Consider the following 19,252-nt stretch of genomic DNA (forward strand, 5'->3'; position numbering starts at 1 on the left):
CCGGGGCCAGACCCGGCAAAGCAAGCCTCTGCGGAGAGACAACCGTGTAGGCAAAGCGGCTAGAATTTCTTGCTTCACTCCCCCTGATCCGCCCCGCAACACTTCTTGTACTTCTTCCCGCTCCCGCAAGGACAAGGATCATTCCTCCCCACCTTAGGCGCATCCCGCTGCACCTGCTGCACCGCAGACTTCCGAAGCGGCTTCCAATACCGATGAATATGCGGAATCGCAGCCTCAACCTCGATCGCCATCTTGTGCCGCTTGACCGGATCATCCACCAGCTGCATCTCCTCTTCCTCGATCTCTTCCGCGCCCAGCAGGTAGATCTTCTCCGCAAACTCGCCCACCTCCGACGACCAGATCGGCTCCCAGGCCTCGGCGCGCAGCTCGATGCCTTCCCAGAAACCCCAGGCCCAGGCCTCGCCGTCGATCAGCGTACGGCCGTCGACTTCGTGTTCGCAGTACAGCGGTTCGAATTCCTTGGGCGCCACATCGAAAGTCATCGCCACTTCATTCATGAAGCGGGCGATCAGTCCGGTGATGCGCTCGGCTTCCTTCTGGTTCTTGAACTCCGGCCCCTTGGCGCCGTGCGAGCCCCAGACCTTGGGCAGCCATTCCGCCATGAGCACTTCTTCCGGGCCGATGGCCAGCGCGGTCAGGTAGCCGTGAAGCGAGTCCATCGTCATGCCGTCCTCGGCACAGCGGTCGGAGAGAAGGAACTGATCCAGTTCCTGGAATTCCTTGTCGGAAAGCGGTTCGTCGAGATGCATCGAAATGAATGGTATGAACGTCGAAAGGCGACAGTGTAACCCGAGGCACCCGCGTTGGCATCGGTATGCTGGCGGGCAGACATTCGAAGCAGGGCCGGTATACTGGCTGCTTGCGCCGGCGCGCCGATGTGCCATCGTTCACTGTTTCCCTATCCCATGACCATGCATGCCTTCCAGCCCGAATCCTTCGCCGGCCTGACTCCCGATATCGTGATTGCCGCGCTGGAGGAGTGCGGCTTCTATTCCGACGGCCGCCTGCTCGCGCTCAACAGCTACGAAAACCGCGTCTACCAGGTCGGCATGGAAGAGGGGCCGCCGCTGGTCGTGAAGTTCTACCGCCCGCGCCGCTGGAGCGACGAGGCGATCCTCGAGGAACACCGTTTCGTCGGTGCGCTGGCGGAACAGGAAATTCCCGCCGTGCCGGCCCTGAAGCTGGGCGAAGGCACGCTGCGTGAACATGCGGGCTTCCGTTTCGCAGTATTTCCGCGGCATGGCGGCCGCGCGCCGGAAGTGGATGACAGCCAAACCCTGGAATGGCTGGGCCGCTTCATCGGCCGCATCCACGCGGTCGGCGCCGCGCAGTCCTATGCGCATCGGCCGGTGCTGGACCTGGATTCATTCGGAGAAACGCCGTACCGCTACCTTCTGGAGCAGGGTTTCATTCCGGGTGATCTGGTGGAAGCCTACCGCAGCGTCGCCAAGCAGGCGCTGGAAGGCGTGCAGCGCTGCTATGAGCGGGCCGGCGATGTCGCCATGCTGCGCCTGCACGGCGACTGCCATGTGGGCAATGTGCTGTGGACCGATGCCGGCCCGCATTTCGTCGATTTCGACGACAGCCGGACCGGGCCGGCGATCCAGGACCTGTGGATGCTGCTCTCGGGCGAACGGCAGGACATGGTGCGGCAGCTGTCCGATCTGCTGGCGGGCTATGAAGATTTCTGCGAATTCAACGAGCGCGAACTGCACCTGATCGAAGCGCTGCGCACTCTGCGGCTGATTCACTACTCTGCCTGGCTGGCCAGCCGCTGGCACGATCCCGCATTCCCGGCGGCGTTCCCCTGGTTCAACACCCAGCGCTACTGGCAGGACCGCGTGCTGGAATTGCGCGAGCAGGTGGCGCTGATGCAGGAGCCGCCGCTCTGGCCGCTGTGAACTTCAGAAATTTCAGATTTTTTGTCCGGCCGCCGCAAGCTTGTCGAGGTTTTCAATGATCCTGTCCATGGAAGGATCGCTGTTGGCAATCAGCACCGCCCGCTCGATCGCATCGTCGCGCGCGGTCTTGGCGAAGTAATTCAGCAAGTAGTCGGCATTTTCCACGCCCGGCACGCCGCGGCTGTCATCCCTGGCCAGCTTGCGCACGTACCAGACCGCATAACCGTTGGACTCTTCGCTGCAATACACCTCGACGGAATGGTAGGGGCCGAGCGGATGCTCGTCGGGATCGGTGTACCAGACCACCTTGCGCCACAAATGATTTTTCTTGGATTCCGGAATGGTATGCATGGGTTTCTCCCTGAAGCCGCCGCGCCGAAGCCTAACCGTGGCGCCGCGTAGCGAAGCTTAGAATATTTCGTTCCGATCAGACCGGACTTCTATCAATTCTCCTGGTGAGGATGATGGAGGTCGACGTCTGCCGCACGCCGTCGATGGAACCGACCTGGTCGAGCAGGCGGTCGAGTTCGCCGGTGGACTGGCAGCGTAGCGTCAGCATGTAATCGACCGGGCCGCTGACCGCGCACAGGGTTTCGACCTCCGGCATCTTCTGCAGCAGTTTCACCAGCGCCGCCGCCTTGCCCGGATCGACCGCGATGCCGACGTAGGCGCGCACGGCAGGCTGATAAAGCTCCTGGTTCAGGCGCACTCCGTAGCCGGCGATCACACCGCGCTTTTCCAGGCCGGCGATGCGTGCAATCGCAGTGGTGCGCGCGATATCGACCTTTTTCGCAATGGTCGCCACCGGCATGCGCGCGTCATCCATCAGCAGCGCAAGAATCTTGTTGTCGATGTCGTCGAGTACCGGTTTCATGTCGGTCGCCTGGTCGATTTGTCTCGTTGCTTCGTCATTATGTCGCGCAATCATACAATGTGACGACGCTTTGCTCTCTATTTTCTGACAGTCAAGGGACTTACACTTTTTGTACCGCCGCCGGCAGCGTGCAAGACGTGTTCAAGACGCATCCACAAGACCAGAACAGAAAAAGGAGGGCATCATGCAAACCAGAGTCATTCTCCTCGGCGCCGGCAAGATCGGCGACGCCATCCTCAACCTCCTGTCCCACAGCGGCGATTACCGCCTGACCGTGGCCGACCGCGATCCGCAGCGGCTGGCCCATGTGCAGGCGATGCAGTTCCCCGGCGTGACCACGGTCGAAGCCGACATCGCCGACGGCGGCGTGGTAACCAATCTGATCGACGGCCATGAGGTCGCGCTCTCGGCCTGCCCATATTTCCTGACGCCGGTCATCGCCGGCGCCGCGAAGAAGGCCGGCGCGCATTATTTCGACCTCACCGAAGACGTGGAAAGCACGCGCATCGTCAAGCAGCTGGCCGAGGATGCAGCTACGGCCTTCGTGCCGCAGTGCGGACTGGCGCCGGGTTTCATTTCCATCGTCGCCAACGATCTCGCCGGCCGCTTCGATGCGCTGCGCGACGTCAACATGCGCGTCGGCGCCTTGCCGACGTTCCCCAGCAATGCGCTGAAGTACAACCTGACCTGGAGCACCGACGGCCTCATCAATGAATACTGCAACCCCTGCGAAGCCATCGTCGACGGCCACCTGCGCGAAGTCTCGCCGCTGGAAGAGGTCGAGCATTTCTCGCTCGACGGCATCGATTATGAAGCCTTCAACACCTCCGGCGGCCTGGGTACGCTATGCGAAAGCCTCGGCGGCAAGGTGCGCAACCTGAACTACAAGACGGTGCGCTACCCGGGGCACCGCGACATCGTCAAGATGCTGGTGCGCGACCTGCAGCTCGGCCAGCTTGAGCGCCGTCCCATCCTCAAGGAAGTGCTCGAGGCCGCCATTCCGATAACGAGGCAGGATGTGGTGCTGGTCTTCGCCAGCGTCTGCGGCATGCGCGAGGGAAGGCTGGAGCAGGAAACCTATGCGAAGAAAATCTACAGCCGCGAGGTGAACGGGCAATTGCTGTCGGCGATCCAGATCACTACCGCGGCCGGCATCTGCGCGATGCTTGACCTGGTGATGCAGGGCAGGCTGCCCAGGCGCGGCCTGGTCCGTCAGGAACAGGCTAGACTGCAAGACTTCCTGGACAACCGTTTCGGCCGCTTCTATGCGGCATGAGGAGAACAGCGATGGCAGCGATGGAGACGATCAAGGACGTGCTCGCCCGGATGGGCGTCGATCTGCGGGCTTATGAGGGCGCCGACCTGCACGGCAGATCACCGATCGACGGCAGCATCATGGCCGGCCTGCGGGCAGATACGCCGCAGGATGCGGATGCCAGGATAGCACAGGCGCATGCCGCCTACCTGCAATGGCGCAACGTGCCGGCGCCGCGGCGCGGCGAACTGGTCAGGCTGTTCGGCGAGGAACTGCGCACGCACAAGGATGCGCTCGGCCGGCTGGTGACCTTGGAGGCCGGCAAGATCCTCCAGGAGGGCCTGGGCGAAGTGCAGGAAATGATCGACATCTGCGACTTCGCCGTCGGCCTCTCGCGGCAGCTGTACGGCCTGACCATCGCCTCCGAGCGGCCGGGACACCGGATGATGGAAACCTGGCATCCGCTCGGCGTGGTGGGGGTGATTTCGGCATTCAACTTTCCGGTCGCGGTGTGGTCCTGGAATGCGGCGCTGGCCTTCGTCTGCGGCGACAGCGTGGTATGGAAGCCTTCGGAAAAAACGCCGCTTGCCGCCATTGCCGTACAAGCCCTGTTCGACAAGGCGGCAGCCCGCTTCGGCAGCGACGCGCCGGCAGGCCTGTCGTCGCTGATCCTCGGCGCAAGGGAAGCCGGCGAAGCCCTGGTCGACGACAGGCGCGTGCCGCTCGTCAGCGCCACCGGCAGCACCCGCATGGGCCGCGCCGTCGCCGAACGCTGCGCCCGCCGCATGGCCCGCTCGCTGCTCGAACTCGGCGGCAATAACGCCATGATCGTCGCCCCCAGCGCCGACCTTGAACTGGCGGCGCGCGCCATCGTCTTCTCCGCAGTCGGCACCGCCGGCCAGCGCTGCACCACGCTGCGCAGGCTGTTCGTGCATGACAGCGTCTATGACAGCCTGGTACCGCGCCTGAAGAAGATCTATGCAAGCCTGCCTGTCGGCAACCCGCTGGAAAAGGGCACGCTGGTCGGCCCGCTGATTGACGCGGTTGCCCATGAAGCCATGCAGCGGGCGCTGGACCAGGCGCGCGCCGAGGGCGGGCAAGTGCATGGCGGAGACCGGGTGGGAGTGGCCGGGTGCGAAGACGGCTACTACGTGATGCCGGCAATTGCAGAAATGCCCGAACAGACCGGCGTGATGCATCATGAAACCTTTGCCCCGATCCTTTACATTGCACGCTATCAGTCGCTGGAACAGGCGATCGCCTGGAACAATGCCGTCCCGCAGGGCCTGTCGTCGAGCATATTCACCACCGACCTGCGCGAAGCGGAAACCTTCATGTCCGCATCGGGCAGCGACTGCGGCATCGCCAATGTGAACATCGGCCCCAGCGGCGCGGAGATCGGCGGCGCATTCGGCGGCGAGAAGGAGACGGGAGGCGGCCGCGAGTCGGGGTCGGATGCGTGGAAGGCTTACATGCGGAGGGCGACGAATACGGTGAACTACAGTCATGCGTTGCCGCTGGCGCAGGGGATCAGTTTTGATATTTGAAGATGCAACTTTCGATCAACAGGAAAGGATGCTTGGATAATTGACCAAGCAAATGCAAAGAGGCTTTTAAAGAATCCCCTCTACCGACGCCAAAAGAGACGACGACAAAGCGGATAAAGAAGCGCGGTTGTCTGAGCCGAAGGCGAGTTTCCGCGCTTCCCGCTTTGTCGTCGTCTCTTTTGGGAACCCCGAAGGGGCGGCGGTAGGGGTGTCGCACCTCGGCGGCCCCCTTTCTTTGCCTACTTTCTTTGGCGAAGCAAAGAAAGTAGGTGGCCGCCGGGCCACCCCCGGCAAATCTCTGCGGAGAGATGGACGTATCAGTAACGTTTAACGGTTCTGCGAGCGACGGTTTTTATAGGCCACCTCTGAGCATTGAACCCATCCCCACCCTAACCCTCCACCTCGCGGCTTGCAAGCCGCTCCGACTTCGCAGGCGCAACGCATGCGTTGCGAAACCCCTGCTACGTCCCCTTGAAGGGGAGGGAATAAAGCGCGGGCTTCCACTGCAGTTAAGAAGCAATAACATGCTCCACCGCAATAACCGGAACTCCCCCATGCCCCAACACATCCCCCAAGCAGGTACACTCTCAACCAAGGCCCCAACCGGAGCACCCCATGTTCCTAGTCCGCCCCGCAGACACGTCGGATATCCCGGCGCTGGAAACCCTGGCCGCCACGGCCACCCCCGGCGTGCACACGCTGCCGCGCACACGTAAGTCCATCGAAAAGGCGGTCGAACGTTCAAAAGCCTCCTTCGCAAGCCACCCCCAAGCCCCATCCGACGAAACCTACCAATTCGTCCTCGAAGCACCGGACGGCTCGCTGGCGGGCACTGCATCGATCTCCGCAACAGCCGGCGCCGCAGGCAACTTCTTCGCCTTCCGCAACGACGCACTGAACCAGGTCTCGCGCGACCTCGACATCAGCCACAGCGTGCATGCGCTGACCCTGTGCTCGGACCTCAGCAGCCATTCCCAGCTCTCCGGCTTCTACCTGCGCAACCGCAGCAGCGCCGGCCCCGAATCGGCCTTGCTGTCGCGCGCCCGCCTGCTGTTCGCCGCAACAGCGCCGCAGCGTTTCGCCGACAAGTTCTTCGCCTCCATGTCCGGCCTCACCGATGCCGGCGGCCGTTCGCCGTTCTGGGAAGCGCTCGGCCGCAAATTCTTCCGGATGGATTTCCTCGAGGCGGAGCGCATCATCGAAGGCGCGCGCAACCGCACCCTGATCGTCGAGCTGATGCCGCATTACCCGGTGTATGTGCCGCTGCTGCCGCAAGAGGCGCAGGCGGCGATGGGTCAGGTGCATCCCGACAGCGAACTGCCGTTCCGCATCCTGACGGAAGAGGGCTTCGCGCCGGACGAGTACATTGACATCTTCGACGGCGCCCCGGTGCTGCGCGCCCACAAGCATGCGCTGCGTTCCTTCTCCGCATCCGTCGCATGCAGCGCGGCCGCAGGCGAGCCCCATGCGGAGACGGCACTTTGCCTGGTGGCGACGCTGCGCGAGGAAGGCCTCCGCGCCGTCCTCTGCCGCTGCGGCCTGCATGAGTCCTCCGAACGCGCCGCGCTGCCGCCTGAGGCAATGCGCCGCCTCGGGATCGCCGAAGGCGATTCCATCCTGTGCGTCACTTTATGAGGCCGCCCATGCTAGTCGTACGCGCCATCAGGGAACATGATCTGGAAGGCTTGCTGGAACTGGCCATGCAGGTCGGCCCCGGCATGACCACGCTCAAGCCGGACCGCAAGACGCTGGGCCGGCGGGTCGAGATTGCCTGCGCATCGTTTGCCGGGCAGCTCGCGCCCGAGCAGCGCGATTATGTATTCGTGATGGAAGATACCGAAACGAAGCGCCTGGTCGGCGTTTGCGCGATCAAGGCCGCGGTCGGCCTGGATGAGCCGTTCTACAACTACCGCATCGGCACGCTGGTCCACTCCAGCAGCGAGCTCAGGGTATTTTCGCGCATGGAGACGCTCTACCTGTCGAACGACCTCACCGGCTGTGCCGAGCTCTGCTCGCTGTTCCTGCACCCGGATTACCGCAGCGGCAGCAATGGCCGGCTGCTGTCGAAATCGCGTTTCCTGTTCATCGCCCAGTTCCCTCAGCTGTTTCCGGAAAAGCTGATCGCCGAAATGCGCGGCTTCCAGCGCGCCGACGGCAGCTCGCCTTTCTGGGACAGCCTCGGCCGGCATTTCTTCAGGATGGACTTCAATCGCGCCGACGATCTCACCAGCCTCGGCCAGAAATCCTTCATCGCCGAGCTCATGCCCAAGCATCCGCTGTATGTCGCCTACCTGCCGGCGGAAGCGCAGCAAGTCATCGGATTCACGCATGTCGATACCGCGCCGGCGCGCCGCCTGCTGGAACAGGAGGGCATGCACTTCGAGGGCTATGTGGATATCTTCGACGCCGGCCCGGTGCTGCAGGCGCGCGTGATCGAACTGCGCGCACTGCGCGAGAGCGAACTTGCGGCCGTCGAGGTGAAGGCCGAACCGGAAAGCGCGGAAGATGAACCCTTCCTGTTGAGCTGCACGTCGATGGCGGACTTCCGCGTCGCCGCCGCGCGCATCCGGCCGGAAGAAGGGCGCATCGGCCTGACCGAAGCCTGCAGGCAAGGGCTTGCCGTCGGTGAGGGCGATGCCGTGCGCGCGATGGCGCTCAACCCGAAGAAGGTGCCTCATGCATAGTCATTACCTGAATGGACAATGGATCGCAGGCGAAGGCCAGCCGCTGCAGGTGATCGATCCCTCTACCGGCAGCATGATCTGGACCGGCGCCGAAGCCACGGCGGACGAGGTGGATGCCGCCTGCAGGTCGGCGCGCGCCGCCTTCGAACCCTGGGCGCTGAAGCCGCTGGAAGATCGCATTGCCGTCTGCCGGCGCTTCCGCGACTTGCTCAAGCAGGAGACCGAAACGCTGGCCGCGCTCATCTCCCGGGAAGTCGGCAAGCCGCTGTGGGAAGCGCGCACCGAAGTCGCGAGCATGGCCGGCAAGATCGATATCTCGGTGCTGGCCTACGGCGCGCGCACCGGCGAAAGCATGACCACGGTCGCCGACGGCAACGCAGTATTGCGGCACCGACCGCATGGCGTGTTCGGAATATTCGGGCCGTACAACTTTCCCGGCCACCTGCCCAACGGGCATATCGTGCCGGCGCTGATCGCGGGCAATACCGTTGTCTTCAAACCCAGCGAATATGCGCCGCAGACTGCCATCCTGACCGTACGGTTGTGGAACGAGGCCGGCCTGCCTCCCGGCGTGCTGAACCTCGTCAACGGCGGCCGCGATACCGGCGCGGCCCTTGCCGGGAATGCGGAACTCGACGGCATCCTGTTCACCGGCAGTTACCGGACCGGCGCTCTGCTGCATCGGCAGTACGCCGGCCAGCCGGGCAAGATGCTGGCGCTGGAAATGGGCGGCAACAATCCGCTGGTTGCCTGGGACGTGGAGCAGATCGATGCCGCGGTTCACCATGCCGTCTTTTCCGCCTTCGTCAGCGCCGGCCAGCGCTGCACCTGCGCCCGCCGCCTGATTGTCGAAGACTCGCCGCGCGGACAGATGCTGCTCGAGCGGCTGGTTGAGGTGAGCGGAAAAATCGGCGTGGGGCGCCATGATGCGACGCCTGCGCCTTTCATGGGGCCGGTGGTCTCCGCGCGTGTTGCCGGTCAGCTGCTGCAGGCGCAGACAGACCTGCTTGCGCGCGGCGGCCGCAGCTTGCTTGAAATGCGTTCGCTGCAGCAGGGCACCGGCTTTCTCAGTCCCGGCATCGTCGACGTGACCGAGGCGAACAATGTGCCGGACGAGGAATGGTTCGGCCCCCTGCTGCAGGTAATCCGGGTACGCGACTTCGACGATGCGATACGCGCCGCCAATGCGACGCAGTACGGCCTCGCCGCCGGCCTGCTTTCAGAGAACGAAGCGCTGTGGCAGCGTTTCAGGGTGCGCATGCGCGCGGGTATCGTCAACTGGAACCGTCCCACCACCGGCGCCGCCAGCACGGCGCCGTTCGGCGGCGTCGGCAATTCCGGCAACCACCGGCCGAGCGCCTATTACGCCTCTGATTACTGCGCCTATCCGGTTGCATCGATTGAAAGCAGCCGGCTTGAATTGCCAAAGCAGCTGTCGCCCGGCCTGCTGTTCTGACCGAGCACATGCAATGAAAATGCAAGGAGCATCATGAAGAATGCACGCGAATACAATTTCGACGGACTGGTCGGCCCGTCGCACAACTATGCAGGGCTGTCCTTCGGCAATGTTGCGTCCTTCAGCAATGTCAAGAGCGCGTCCAATCCGAAGCAGGCGGCGCTGCAGGGCCTGGCCAAGATGCGCTCGCTGGCCGCGCGCGGCTTTGCGCAGGCCCTGCTGCCGCCGCAGATGCGTCCCAGCTTCCGGCTGCTGCGCGGCATCGGCTTTACCGGAAGCGATGCGGACGTGATCACGAAAGCATACCGTGAGGCGCCCGTCATCCTGGCCAGTGCCTATTCCGCTTCGCCGATGTGGACGGCGAATGCCGCCACCGTCAGTCCGTCGGCCGATACCGCCGACGCCCGCGTGCATTTCACCGTGGCCAACCTGAACAACAAGCTGCACCGCTCCTATGAGCATGTGCAAACCGAAAGGACGCTGCGCGCACTATTCGGCGACGAGCGGCACTTTGCGGTGCATGAGGCGCTGCCGTCGACGCCGGCCTTCGGCGATGAAGGCGCGGCCAACCATACCAGGCTGTGCGCCGGCCATGGCAGCCCCGGCGTCGAACTGTTCGTCTACGGCCGCGTCGAGTTCGACCCGGATGCGCCCGCGCCGCAGCACTACCCGGCAAGGCAGACGCTGGAGGCGAGCCAGGCCGTGGCCCGCCTGCACGGCCTGGACGGTACGCGTACCGTATTTGCCCAGCAGGCCCCGGACACCGTCGACCAGGGTGTGTTCCACAACGACGTGATCGCGGTCGGCAACGATGACGTACTGTTCTATCACCAGCGCGCTTTCCTGGACGAGCATGGAACGCTGCACGCCCTGCGCCGTGCGATGGCAAATGTCCATGCGGAATTGCGCGCGGTGCGCGTCGACTCATCCGAAGTGTCGGTCGCCGATGCGGTATCGAGCTACCTGTTCAACAGCCAGCTGCTGAGCAAGCCCGACGGCCGCATGGCGCTGGTGGTGCCGCAGGAGTGTCATGAAAATCCGGCGGTATCGCGCTACCTGCAGAAGCTCACGGCGAGCGGCGGTCCGATCGACGAGCTGATCAGCTTCGACCTGCGCCAGAGCATGCGCAACGGCGGCGGCCCCGCCTGCCTGCGCCTGCGCGTCTCGCTGACGGACGAGGAAGCCGGGGCGATGCATCAGGGCGTGGTGATGACGGATGCTCTTCATGCCCGCCTGGTCGCCTGGGTGGAAAAGCATTACCGCGACCGACTCAGCCCCGCCGATCTCGGCGACCCGGCGCTGGCGATCGAGGTGCAGACGGCGCTGGACGAGCTCACCGGCATCCTCGGTTTGCCCGGTTTATATGAATTCTGAACCGGTGACACGAGTGACCATGGATGATCAATCTCGCCGCTGTGAAGCAAACCAGGCCGCAGCAGTACAGGCTCTGGCGGCTGGAGATCTTGCGCATCTCGCGCAGGCATTTGCGGATGCCGGATGCACGGTCGGGCTTCCGGCTCCCGGCATGCTGCAGCTGAGCCCTCCTTCCGCCGGAAAGCAGGCCATGCGGCTGCTGCTGTCGGTCGGCATCCACGGCGACGAAACGGCGCCGATAGAAATCCTGAGCCGGATACTGCACGACCTGGCGCAGGCACCGGGCCGGCTCGCACCAAATCTTGAACTGATGCTGGCGGTCGGCAACATGGATGCGATCGCTGCCGGCAGGCGCTTCGTCGAAGCCGATCTCAACCGCATGTTCCGCGATGAGCGGGGCGACCTCGAAGGAACCGCCGAAGCCCGGCGCGCCGACGAGATCATGCGGGCAACAGCGCAATTCTTCGACGGGGGAAGAGAAAATTGGCACCTCGACCTGCACACCGCGATCCGGCCGTCGCACTATCCCGCCTTCGCCGTCGTGCCGGATGCCATTCCCGCGCCGGCCAAGCGCGCCTTGCTCGGCTGCCTCGGTGCCGGCGGCATCGAAGCCGCGATATTGAATTCCGCCTCGGCCGGCACATTCAGCGCCTGCACCGCCGAGCGTTTCGGCGCGGTGTCGGCAACGGTCGAGCTGGGCCAGATCGGCAGGTTCGGCTGCAATGACCTCGAACGTTTCTCTGCAGCGTCCGGGATGATTGACGCTTTCCTGACGGCCGGCGTCCCGCCCTCGGGTGCGCCGCCGGCCGTATTTCGCGTCGCGCAGCAGCTGGTCAAGCACAGTGCCGACTTCCGCATGGCCTTCGACCGGACTACCTGGAATTTCACGAAGATGCAGCCCGGTGAGCTGATCGCCGAGGATGGCGATGTGGTTTATCGGGTGGGCAGCGAACCGGAGTATGTGGTCTTTCCCAATCCGGATGTGCGTCCGGGTCTGAGGGCCGGCTTGATGGTGGTGGAGAGCGACATCTGAGCAGGGCGGGAAAATTTGCTTGATTTGCTGCGTCTTCCCTTCCTTCTCCAGCAGGCGGGGGCGTAGGCAGGGTTTCGCAAACCACGGGTTTGCGCTGCCGTAGCCGACCTGGCTTGCAAGCCAGGTCGTGGGACGCAGCCAGGGAAGGGGATCAGGGGGGCTTGTCAAGCCGCCCTTCGGCACTATCACCCTCACCCCAACCCTCTCCCGCTTGCGGGAGAGGGAGTGAAAGACCAATGCACCTGGCTTTGCCGAGAAATTTCTTCGGATTTGCCTAGCGATGCGCTTCCACGCCGACCTGCTGGCACATGTCCAGCACCGGACAGGTCGAGCAATGCGGCCGGCTGCCGGTGCAGATGTGATTGCCGAAGGGCACCAGCAGGCGGTTGATCTCGATCCAGTAGGGGCGGGGGAGCTGGGCTTCCAGCGCCAGCAGGGATTTCTCGGGCGTGGATGCCTTCACATAGCCCCAGCGCCCGGTCACGCGATGCACGTGCACATCCACGCTGATGAACGGCTCTCCGCAGGCGATGCCGAGCACGAGATTGGCACACTTCGGTCCGACGCCCGCAAACGACAGCAGCACCTCGCGGTCGCACGGCAGTTCGCCGCCGAACTCGTCCCGCACGCGCTGCGCAATGGCAAGAATCTGGCTTGCCTTGCGTTCATGGAAGGTGCTCGCGCCGATCAGCGCATCGAGTTCTTCGTAGCTCAGTTCGCACATCGCGGCCGGCGTACGGGCGCGTTCGAACAGCTTGCGCGATACCGGCAGCGTGGTTTCGTCAAAGGTGCGAATGGAAATGATGCAGGCCACCAGCTGCTCGAAGGCGGTGGTGAAGCCTTCCTCTGCCAGCTGGAAGAGCGCGGCCTTCGGCCATGGCTCGACGGCGGTCCGGATGCGCCTGACCGCCACGCTGATGTCAAAGGGCTGTTTCTCCATGAGGCCGACCTCCGTTCCTGTCAGGCCTGAATCGTTCTAGCGCGCTGCAGTTTTCCTGTGCCGCACGCATTTCCCGATCGCATCCATGACCTTCATCGCATTGAAAGGTTTGACGACGAAACCCGCCGCGCCGGCTTCCAGCGATTTCTGGACGTTCTCCAGCGTGGGCAGGGCGCTGACGATGATGATACCGACATCCGGCGCGCCTTCCTTGATCTTGCGCGCGGCTTCGTGTCCCGACAGCTTCGGCATCTCGATGTCGAGGAAGGCGATATCCGGCTGATGCAGCAGGCAAAGCTCCACAGCCCTTTCGCCGTCGTGGGCTTCGCCGAGCACGCTGTAGTCGTGTTCCCGCAGGAGCAGGCGCAACACGCTGCAGGTTGTGCTGTCATCATCGGCAATGATGATTTTCAGATCTTTCGCCGGCATGGAATGTCAGTTCCGCATGGACTGGAGTTTGGCGTCGATGCGCCGGTACTCGGCTTCAATGCTTTCCATCCGTGCCGGAAAGTCGTCGAGCGTGCCGGCCTTGGCGGCGCTTTCGAGATCGCGGCACAGCGCGGACAGCGCGCTTGCCCCGATCGAGGCGCTGCTGCCGCCGAGCGCATGCGCCACCTTGGCCAGGCGGGCACTGTCGCCCGCCGCCTGCGCCTCGCGCATGGCCGCGATGCGCGGCGGACTGTCGTTGCGATAGAGCGCAGCCAGGTCTGCGAAGTCGGCGCCGAACATGTCCCTGACCATGTCCAGTTCGTCGCCAGCCCCGGTGCCGGGGGCTTCCGCCGGCAAGGCACGCGGCATCCAACGCACCAGCATGTCCTTCAGCGTCTGGGGGCGGATCGGCTTGGACAGGAAATCGTTCATGCCTGCGGCCGCGCACTTGTCGCGCTCGTCCTGCGTCGTGCAGGCGGTCAGGGCGATGACGGGCACATGCTTGACCGGGCCGTCGAGCCGGCGGATCAGGCCGGTCGCCTGGAAACCGTCGAGGACCGGCATGTCGCAATCCATCAGGATCAGGTCGTAGGCGCCGTCGCGCTGCATGTCGACCGCTTCCTGGCCGTCGCAGGCGACATCGGCGCGGCAGCCGATCTTTTCCAGCATGCGGATGGCCACCTGCCTGTTGACCGGGTTGTCGTCGGCCAGCAGCACGCGCTGGCCTTCGAGGGAGGGTGCCGACTCTGCGGCATCCTGCGCCCGCGGCGCGTAAGTCTGTGCCGCCGCATGTTCGGTGATGAGGCCGGCGAGCCTGAATGCGGCATGCATCAGCGCCGCATCGGGCATGGCCTGCGTGATGACGGCATCGAAACCGTCATGGCGGAGCCGTTCCGCTTCCTTTGCATCGGCGGCCAGCACGCCGATGCCGCGCTTCGCATGGCCGGGTTCGCTGCGTACTGCGGCGCGCAGCGTGCCGGCGTCGATGCCCTGCACCGACGAGGCAAGCAGCAGGAATGCATGGGGAATGCCTTCGGCTGCGGACCGTTGCAGCGCCTGCATGCCGGCGGCAATGCTGTCTGCGGTCTCGATATGCGCGCCCGTTTGGACGAGCGGCGCCAGCGTTGCATTCCAGCGGTCGGCATCATCATCGAGCAGCAGGATGCGCATGCCGGCAACGGTGCCGGCGGCGTGCGGAATATCGAGCAGCAGACGGAAGTCGGCCCCGCGGCGGGGCGCGCAGTCGACGCTGATGCTGCCGCCCATCAGGCGCGCGAGGCGCACGCACAGCGCCAGTTCGACGGCATTCTTTCCATGCACCTTGAGCGCCGCCATGCCGGTGCGCAGCGGCTGGTTGAGCGCCGAGGTCAGCTGTTCCCCGGCCTGCGACGGGCCGCTGGCGTGAACGGCCATGCGCAGCTTGCCGATGCCGCCGTCGAGGTTCATCTCATGCCTGACCGTGATCTCGCCATGGTCGGCGATGCGGATGGCGGTATTGACGAGGATGCCGACGACCTGACGCAGGCGCGCCGGATCGCCGACCAGCAGGGCCGTCTGCGGATAGCTTACCGTCAGGCGCAGGCCTTTCTCGGCGGCGGACGTCTGCGTTTCGTCGCAGGCGGCATGCAGCACCGACAGGAGATCGAAGGGCGTGCGGGTCAGGCTGAACTGATTCGATTCCAGCAGCGATAGGTCGACGATGCGCTCGATCACTTCGAGCAGGGTGTCGACGCTGTTCTGGGCCACCCGCGCATACTCGTGCTGGGCGTCGGTGAGATCGGTCTCCAGCAGCAGTTCCAGCATGCCGACGATGCCGTTCATCGACGTGCGGATGTCATGGTTCATGTCGGCCAGCAGGCTCCCCATCGCCACGGTGGTGAGATCGCCGCCTGCGGCAGCGGAGTGGGGTGTCCTGTCATCGGTCTGCATAAGGTACTGGCCTTTCCTGCGGTTATTCCCTGAGTTTCCTGGTTCTGCCGGATTCATGCGTGTTGATGCCTTGCAAGTGTTGCATGAGGTGAATCCGCCAGGCGCTCTAATGTAATACGATTCGCGGTCCCTGTCCGTCCCACATATTGGGGAATTGGCTGTCGATTTCCCGCCTGTTCGGCGGCTGGCTTTCGTTCCGTAACGGGATAATGCATGGTATGAAATTCCGGCTGCCAACTTGACAGCAGTTTGGCTGCAGATTGCCGGAAAGGCCCATCGAGCGGGAGCAGATCAATGGATGACAAACAGGCATGGCGCAGCAGGCCCGGCTCCGCGGAAGCGGAACTGGATGATGCCGGCTCGGCGGGCGCCGATAAGGCAGGCGCGGACGGTGACGACGTCCATGACCGCAGCGCCGCCGTCGACCTGAAAGCCATCCGCGAAGCGATTGCCCGGGTCGAGGCGGAAGCCCGGGCCACGGTCGCTGCGGAGAACCGCGCCAATGCCGAAGCCCGTGCGCGCACCCTGGCGGAAGAGAAGGCGCGCCTCGATGCAGCCGCTGCTGCCGAGGCTTACCGCCATGCCCGCGCTGCCGAAGAAGCCGTCCAGGCCAGCCGCGCCCGTCTCGAAGCCGAACAGCAGGCGCGCGAAGCCGGCGAAGCGCGGGTTGCCGCCGTCAAGCGCGAGACCGAAGAATTGCGCGCCCGCGCCGAAACCGAAGCCGAAGCGGCCCGCGCCGCTGCCGAGCGCACCCGTGCCGAGCAGGCTGCCCGCCGGCGTGCGGAAGAACATGTCGCTTCCCAGACCGAGATCGCCGCCCGCATGGCATCGCTCGCGGAAGAGCTTGAGCAGGAAACCGAGCTCGCCCGCCAGCAGGCCGCGCAGCGCATCACCGCAACCGAAGCGGCGCGCCAGGAAACCGAGGCGCGCGCACGCGCCGATGCCCGCATCGCTGCGCTGGCACGCGAACAGGAAAACCGCGAAAAAAACGCGCGCAAGGCCGCCGAACAGCTGGCCAAGGCGCGCAGCGAAGCGCTCGACGCGGCCCGTCAGCGCGAACTGGCCGAGTCGATGGCGCTGCAGGCGGCGCTCAGCCGCGCTCCGGCCGAAGTGCAGGCCCGCGAGGAAGCCCAAGCGCGGGCACTGGTGGAACGGGAAAGCGAAGCCGCCGCCCAGGCCCGCATCGAATTCGAGCGCAAGGCAGCGGAAGCCGTGCGCATCCGCCTGCAGGCGGAACTGGAAATGCGCGATGCAGCCGCCCGCCGGGAACATGCCGAATCCGGTGTTGCCGCCGCAGCACAGGCAAGGCGCGATGCCGAAGCGCGCATTCTCGCCGCCACCGAATCGCGCATCCGCGCCGAGCGTGAACTGCAGCAGCAGGCGCTGAGCCGCGCCGAAGCGGAACACCGCGCCGACCTGCAGGCGCAACGCCGCGCCGAGGCCGAAGCGCGCGCCGCCGAAGAGGCAAGCGGGCGTGAGCGGGCCGAGCAGGCAATCGAAGACGCGGCCAGGTTGCGCGCCGACGAAGAGCAGCGCGCCCGCGCCTTGGCCGAGGAGCGGCTGGAACTGGAGCGCGGCGCGGCAAAACTGGCCGCCGACAAGGCAGCCGCAGAACAGCAGGCTTACGAGCGTGCGGCCGAGCACGCCGAACTGCAGCGCAAGGCTGCCGACATGGCGGCGCGCAGGGCCCATGAAGCCATGCAGCATGCGCAGGCCGAACGCAGGCGTGCCGACGCCGAGCAGCAGGCTGTGGCCGCACTGCAGGAAAGAATGCGCGCCGACCAAGATGCCGCTGCTGCCGCGCTTGCCCGTGCTGAAGCGGAGCAGGAGCACGCCGGCCTGCTGCGCATGCAGGAGCAGGCCGAACAGTCCAGGCGAGCCGCGAAAGAGGAAGAGATCGCCGCCGGCAAGCTCGCCCTCGCCAAGGCGGTCGAGAGCGCCGATGCTCAGCGCCGGGCCGCCGCGGCGGCCGTGCAGCGGGCGCGCGAGGCAGCCGAGCTTGCAAGGCTGGAACGCCAGCGTGCCATTGATGAGGAAGCGGCGCTGGCCGCACTGCGCGAGAAGCTGGAAGCCGAACGGAAAAAAGCGTCTGCCGCGCAGCAAAGACTGGCGGCGGAGCAGGCAGCGCTCGCGCAGGCCCGCCAGCTTGCCGAGGCCGAACTGCAGCATGCCGGCGAACTGAGGGCGCGCGAGGAACTCGACCGCGCCGCCCAGGCAGCGGCTGCTTCGGAGGCGAAGGCGCTGCTTCACGCCAATCAGCAGCTCAGGGCAGCGGCGGACAGCAAGCGCAAGGCAGCCCAGGCCGCGCTCGTCAAAGCGCGAGAAGCCGTGGAACTGGCCCGTGTGGAAATGGAAAGGGAAGCTGCAGAGCAGGCGGCGCTTGCCGCGATCGACCAAAAGCTCGCGGCGGAAAAGACATTGCGCGATGAAGGCGAGGCGCGCCTGCGCTCGGAGCGCGAACTGGCTGCTGTGCTGGCGGAACGCGAAGCCGCCGAGCGCACCGCCCGCCAGGCGATGCAGGCGCAGGCTGCGGCAGAAAAGGCCCGCCTGGAGAAAGCGCTGGAGCAGGCCGAAGCGCAGCGCCGGGCTGCCCAAACCGCGATTGCCCGCGCCCGGGAAACGGTCGAACTGGCGACTGCGGCGCGCCGGCGCGCCCAGGCCGAGGAACAGACGCTGGCCGCGCTGCAGAGCAAGCTCAAGCTGGAACAGGAACGTACTGCCGCAGAGCAGCAGGCGCAGGCTGGAATCGATGCCGCCATGGAGATCGAACGCCGGGCGCATGCCGAGGCGCAGGCTGCTGCATGCGTAGCCGCCGAGCAGTCAGGAATCGTCCGGGCCCGGGAAGAGGCGGCACGCAAGGACCGGCAGGCCGGCGAAGCGCGGCTCGCTGCGGAACGGCAGTTTCTGGAAGCCGCGGCTGAGCAGGCCCGCCTCAGTAAAGAGGCTGCCGATGCCGCGGAAGCCAGGGCGCGCGAGGCGACCGAGCTGGCGCGCGTCGAAAGCGCCCGCGCCAGGGCGGAACGGGAAGCCCTGGCCGCGATTCAGGAAAGGATGCAGGCGGAATCCGCCGCGTGCGAGCATGCCGAGCGGCGCGCAGCCGCCGAGCGTGCAGCGGCAGAGCTGGCGATGCAGCGCATGAAGGCCGACGCCGAAGCGCATGCGGCCGAGACCCGGCATGCGGCTGCCGAACAGCGCGCCCTCGATGCGGCCCGCAGCCGCAAGGCAAGCGCCGAGAACGGTGCCGCCGCGGCGGAAGAGCGCCGCCGCACCTGCGAACGGGAACGTGAGGCAGCGCAAGCGCTTGCCGATGCCTTGCTCGACCGCCTTGCCGCCGATGCCGGCAGTCTGGGCGACTGGAGGCGGCGTGCCGAAGCGGTGCTCGCGGAATCGCCGGTTCCCGCCCGACGAAGATCATTCGTGCGCCGTCCCGCCGCGGCATTGATGAGCGGCGTGGTCTTCGCCGCAGGCGTTGCGGCCGCCGGGTGGATGCTTGCCGACGCCGACCCCGCCGGGGCGCCTGCTACCGGCCAGCCCGTTCCGGCTTCCGCTGCAGCAGCCGGGAATCGCGGCGCCATGGTCATTCCCGCAGGCCAGCGCATGACGCATCAGATTCAGCCGGGCGCCACGGATCGCTGAAGGCCGGGCCGTTCGCGCCTCTATCATCTTCTCCCGCGTCTCTCTGAATGCGGGTGCAGCGCGCATGCCGCTGCACCCGCCGGCATGGCGTGCCGCCGGGTCTGAGGTTAGAATTGCTCCGGTTTGCCGCGGCCGCAATCCGGTTTCTGCATTGCGTTGCCTCTCTGGCAAAG

General features: G+C 65.3%; 15 protein-coding genes. 9 read left to right on the forward strand and 6 right to left on the reverse strand.

The annotated features are described in order from the left end of the window. Nucleotides 1-74: 74 nt before the first annotated feature. Complete coding sequence (locus IGW03_RS03155; protein ID WP_194721031.1) at nt 75-770, reverse strand: UPF0149 family protein; 696 nt, start codon at nt 768-770, stop codon at nt 75-77. A gap of 126 nt (nt 771-896) precedes the next feature. Here IGW03_RS03155 and IGW03_RS03160 point away from each other — a divergent pair, with 126 nt between their 5' ends. Further along, nucleotides 897-1,922, forward strand: a complete 1,026-nt coding sequence (locus tag IGW03_RS03160) for a serine/threonine protein kinase (protein WP_228534925.1) — start codon at nt 897-899, stop codon at nt 1,920-1,922. Between the two features lie 12 nt (nt 1,923-1,934). Here the strand turns inward: IGW03_RS03160 and IGW03_RS03165 are convergent, their stop codons facing one another. Together IGW03_RS03165 and IGW03_RS03170 are read right to left on the reverse strand one after the other, a co-directional pair. Then, a complete protein-coding gene (locus tag IGW03_RS03165) occupies nt 1,935-2,273 on the reverse strand; it encodes a hypothetical protein (RefSeq protein ID WP_194721032.1) in 339 nt (112 codons plus the stop codon). Nucleotides 2,274-2,349: 76 nt separating this feature from the next. Next, complete coding sequence (locus tag IGW03_RS03170) at nt 2,350-2,796, reverse strand: Lrp/AsnC family transcriptional regulator (RefSeq protein WP_194721033.1); 447 nt, start codon at nt 2,794-2,796, stop codon at nt 2,350-2,352. A 184-nt stretch (nt 2,797-2,980) separates the two neighbouring features. On the opposite strand from IGW03_RS03170, the gene IGW03_RS03175 reads away from it, so the two are divergent. From IGW03_RS03175 to IGW03_RS03205, 7 genes are all read left to right on the forward strand, one after another. After that, nucleotides 2,981-4,072 (forward strand): saccharopine dehydrogenase family protein, encoded by a 1,092-nt coding sequence (locus IGW03_RS03175; protein ID WP_194721034.1) that lies wholly within the window; start codon nt 2,981-2,983, stop codon nt 4,070-4,072. Between the two features lie 20 nt (nt 4,073-4,092). Next, complete coding sequence (gene amaB / locus IGW03_RS03180) at nt 4,093-5,598, forward strand: L-piperidine-6-carboxylate dehydrogenase (protein ID WP_228535002.1); 1,506 nt, start codon at nt 4,093-4,095, stop codon at nt 5,596-5,598. A gap of 615 nt (nt 5,599-6,213) precedes the next feature. Next, nucleotides 6,214-7,233, forward strand: coding sequence for an arginine N-succinyltransferase (locus IGW03_RS03185; protein ID WP_194721036.1), 1,020 nt, complete (start codon nt 6,214-6,216; stop codon nt 7,231-7,233). 8 nt (nt 7,234-7,241) lie between these two features. Further along, on the forward strand, nt 7,242-8,282 hold the full coding sequence (astA, locus tag IGW03_RS03190) for an arginine N-succinyltransferase (protein WP_194721037.1): 1,041 nt from the start codon (nt 7,242-7,244) through the stop codon (nt 8,280-8,282). Beyond that, complete coding sequence (gene astD, locus IGW03_RS03195) at nt 8,275-9,738, forward strand: succinylglutamate-semialdehyde dehydrogenase (protein ID WP_194721038.1); 1,464 nt, start codon at nt 8,275-8,277, stop codon at nt 9,736-9,738. The genes astA and astD overlap by 8 nt, the downstream gene beginning before the upstream one ends. Nucleotides 9,739-9,771: 33 nt before the next feature. Continuing rightward, nucleotides 9,772-11,112 carry an N-succinylarginine dihydrolase gene (gene astB / locus IGW03_RS03200; protein WP_194721039.1) on the forward strand — a complete coding sequence of 447 codons (1,341 nt, stop codon included), beginning with the start codon at nt 9,772-9,774 and terminating at the stop codon, nt 11,110-11,112. A gap of 19 nt (nt 11,113-11,131) precedes the next feature. Continuing rightward, nucleotides 11,132-12,145, forward strand: coding sequence for a succinylglutamate desuccinylase (locus tag IGW03_RS03205; protein ID WP_194721040.1), 1,014 nt, complete (start codon nt 11,132-11,134; stop codon nt 12,143-12,145). 274 nt (nt 12,146-12,419) lie between these two features. On the opposite strand, the gene IGW03_RS03210 is transcribed toward IGW03_RS03205, so the two are convergent. From IGW03_RS03210 to IGW03_RS03220, 3 genes are read right to left on the reverse strand one after another with little or no spacing between them, the layout of a single operon-like run. Beyond that, complete coding sequence (locus IGW03_RS03210) at nt 12,420-13,085, reverse strand: endonuclease III domain-containing protein (RefSeq protein WP_194721041.1); 666 nt, start codon at nt 13,083-13,085, stop codon at nt 12,420-12,422. A 36-nt stretch (nt 13,086-13,121) separates the two neighbouring features. Beyond that, entirely contained in the window at nt 13,122-13,514 is a 393-nt protein-coding gene (locus IGW03_RS03215) for a response regulator transcription factor (RefSeq protein ID WP_194721042.1), read from the reverse strand. Nucleotides 13,515-13,520: 6 nt separating this feature from the next. Then, nucleotides 13,521-15,443 carry a response regulator gene (locus IGW03_RS03220; protein ID WP_194721043.1) on the reverse strand — a complete coding sequence of 641 codons (1,923 nt, stop codon included), beginning with the start codon at nt 15,441-15,443 and terminating at the stop codon, nt 13,521-13,523. A gap of 294 nt (nt 15,444-15,737) precedes the next feature. Here IGW03_RS03220 and IGW03_RS03225 point away from each other — a divergent pair, with 294 nt between their 5' ends. Next, nucleotides 15,738-19,079, forward strand: a complete 3,342-nt coding sequence (locus IGW03_RS03225; protein WP_194721044.1) for a hypothetical protein — start codon at nt 15,738-15,740, stop codon at nt 19,077-19,079. The last annotated feature ends 173 nt before the right edge of the window (nt 19,080-19,252 follow it).

This window comes from Noviherbaspirillum malthae, assembly GCF_015352985.1.
In the GTDB taxonomy this organism is placed as follows: domain Bacteria; phylum Pseudomonadota; class Gammaproteobacteria; order Burkholderiales; family Burkholderiaceae_D; genus Noviherbaspirillum; species Noviherbaspirillum malthae.

What these genes read in the sequence shown, in the direction of transcription:
- IGW03_RS03155 (WP_194721031.1), bottom strand. Translation starts at nt 770, where the DNA reads ATGCATCTCGACGAACCGCTTTCCGACAAGGAATTCCAGGAACTGGAT.
- IGW03_RS03160 (WP_228534925.1), top strand. Translation starts at nt 897, where the DNA reads ATGTGCCATCGTTCACTGTTTCCCTATCCCATGACCATGCATGCCTTC.
- IGW03_RS03165 (WP_194721032.1), bottom strand. Translation starts at nt 2,273, where the DNA reads ATGCATACCATTCCGGAATCCAAGAAAAATCATTTGTGGCGCAAGGTG.
- IGW03_RS03170 (WP_194721033.1), bottom strand. Translation starts at nt 2,796, where the DNA reads ATGAAACCGGTACTCGACGACATCGACAACAAGATTCTTGCGCTGCTG.
- IGW03_RS03175 (WP_194721034.1), top strand. Translation starts at nt 2,981, where the DNA reads ATGCAAACCAGAGTCATTCTCCTCGGCGCCGGCAAGATCGGCGACGCC.
- amaB (WP_228535002.1), top strand. Translation starts at nt 4,093, where the DNA reads ATGGAGACGATCAAGGACGTGCTCGCCCGGATGGGCGTCGATCTGCGG.
- IGW03_RS03185 (WP_194721036.1), top strand. Translation starts at nt 6,214, where the DNA reads ATGTTCCTAGTCCGCCCCGCAGACACGTCGGATATCCCGGCGCTGGAA.
- astA (WP_194721037.1), top strand. Translation starts at nt 7,242, where the DNA reads ATGCTAGTCGTACGCGCCATCAGGGAACATGATCTGGAAGGCTTGCTG.
- astD (WP_194721038.1), top strand. Translation starts at nt 8,275, where the DNA reads ATGCATAGTCATTACCTGAATGGACAATGGATCGCAGGCGAAGGCCAG.
- astB (WP_194721039.1), top strand. Translation starts at nt 9,772, where the DNA reads ATGAAGAATGCACGCGAATACAATTTCGACGGACTGGTCGGCCCGTCG.
- IGW03_RS03205 (WP_194721040.1), top strand. Translation starts at nt 11,132, where the DNA reads ATGGATGATCAATCTCGCCGCTGTGAAGCAAACCAGGCCGCAGCAGTA.
- IGW03_RS03210 (WP_194721041.1), bottom strand. Translation starts at nt 13,085, where the DNA reads ATGGAGAAACAGCCCTTTGACATCAGCGTGGCGGTCAGGCGCATCCGG.
- IGW03_RS03215 (WP_194721042.1), bottom strand. Translation starts at nt 13,514, where the DNA reads ATGCCGGCGAAAGATCTGAAAATCATCATTGCCGATGATGACAGCACA.
- IGW03_RS03220 (WP_194721043.1), bottom strand. Translation starts at nt 15,443, where the DNA reads ATGCAGACCGATGACAGGACACCCCACTCCGCTGCCGCAGGCGGCGAT.
- IGW03_RS03225 (WP_194721044.1), top strand. Translation starts at nt 15,738, where the DNA reads ATGGATGACAAACAGGCATGGCGCAGCAGGCCCGGCTCCGCGGAAGCG.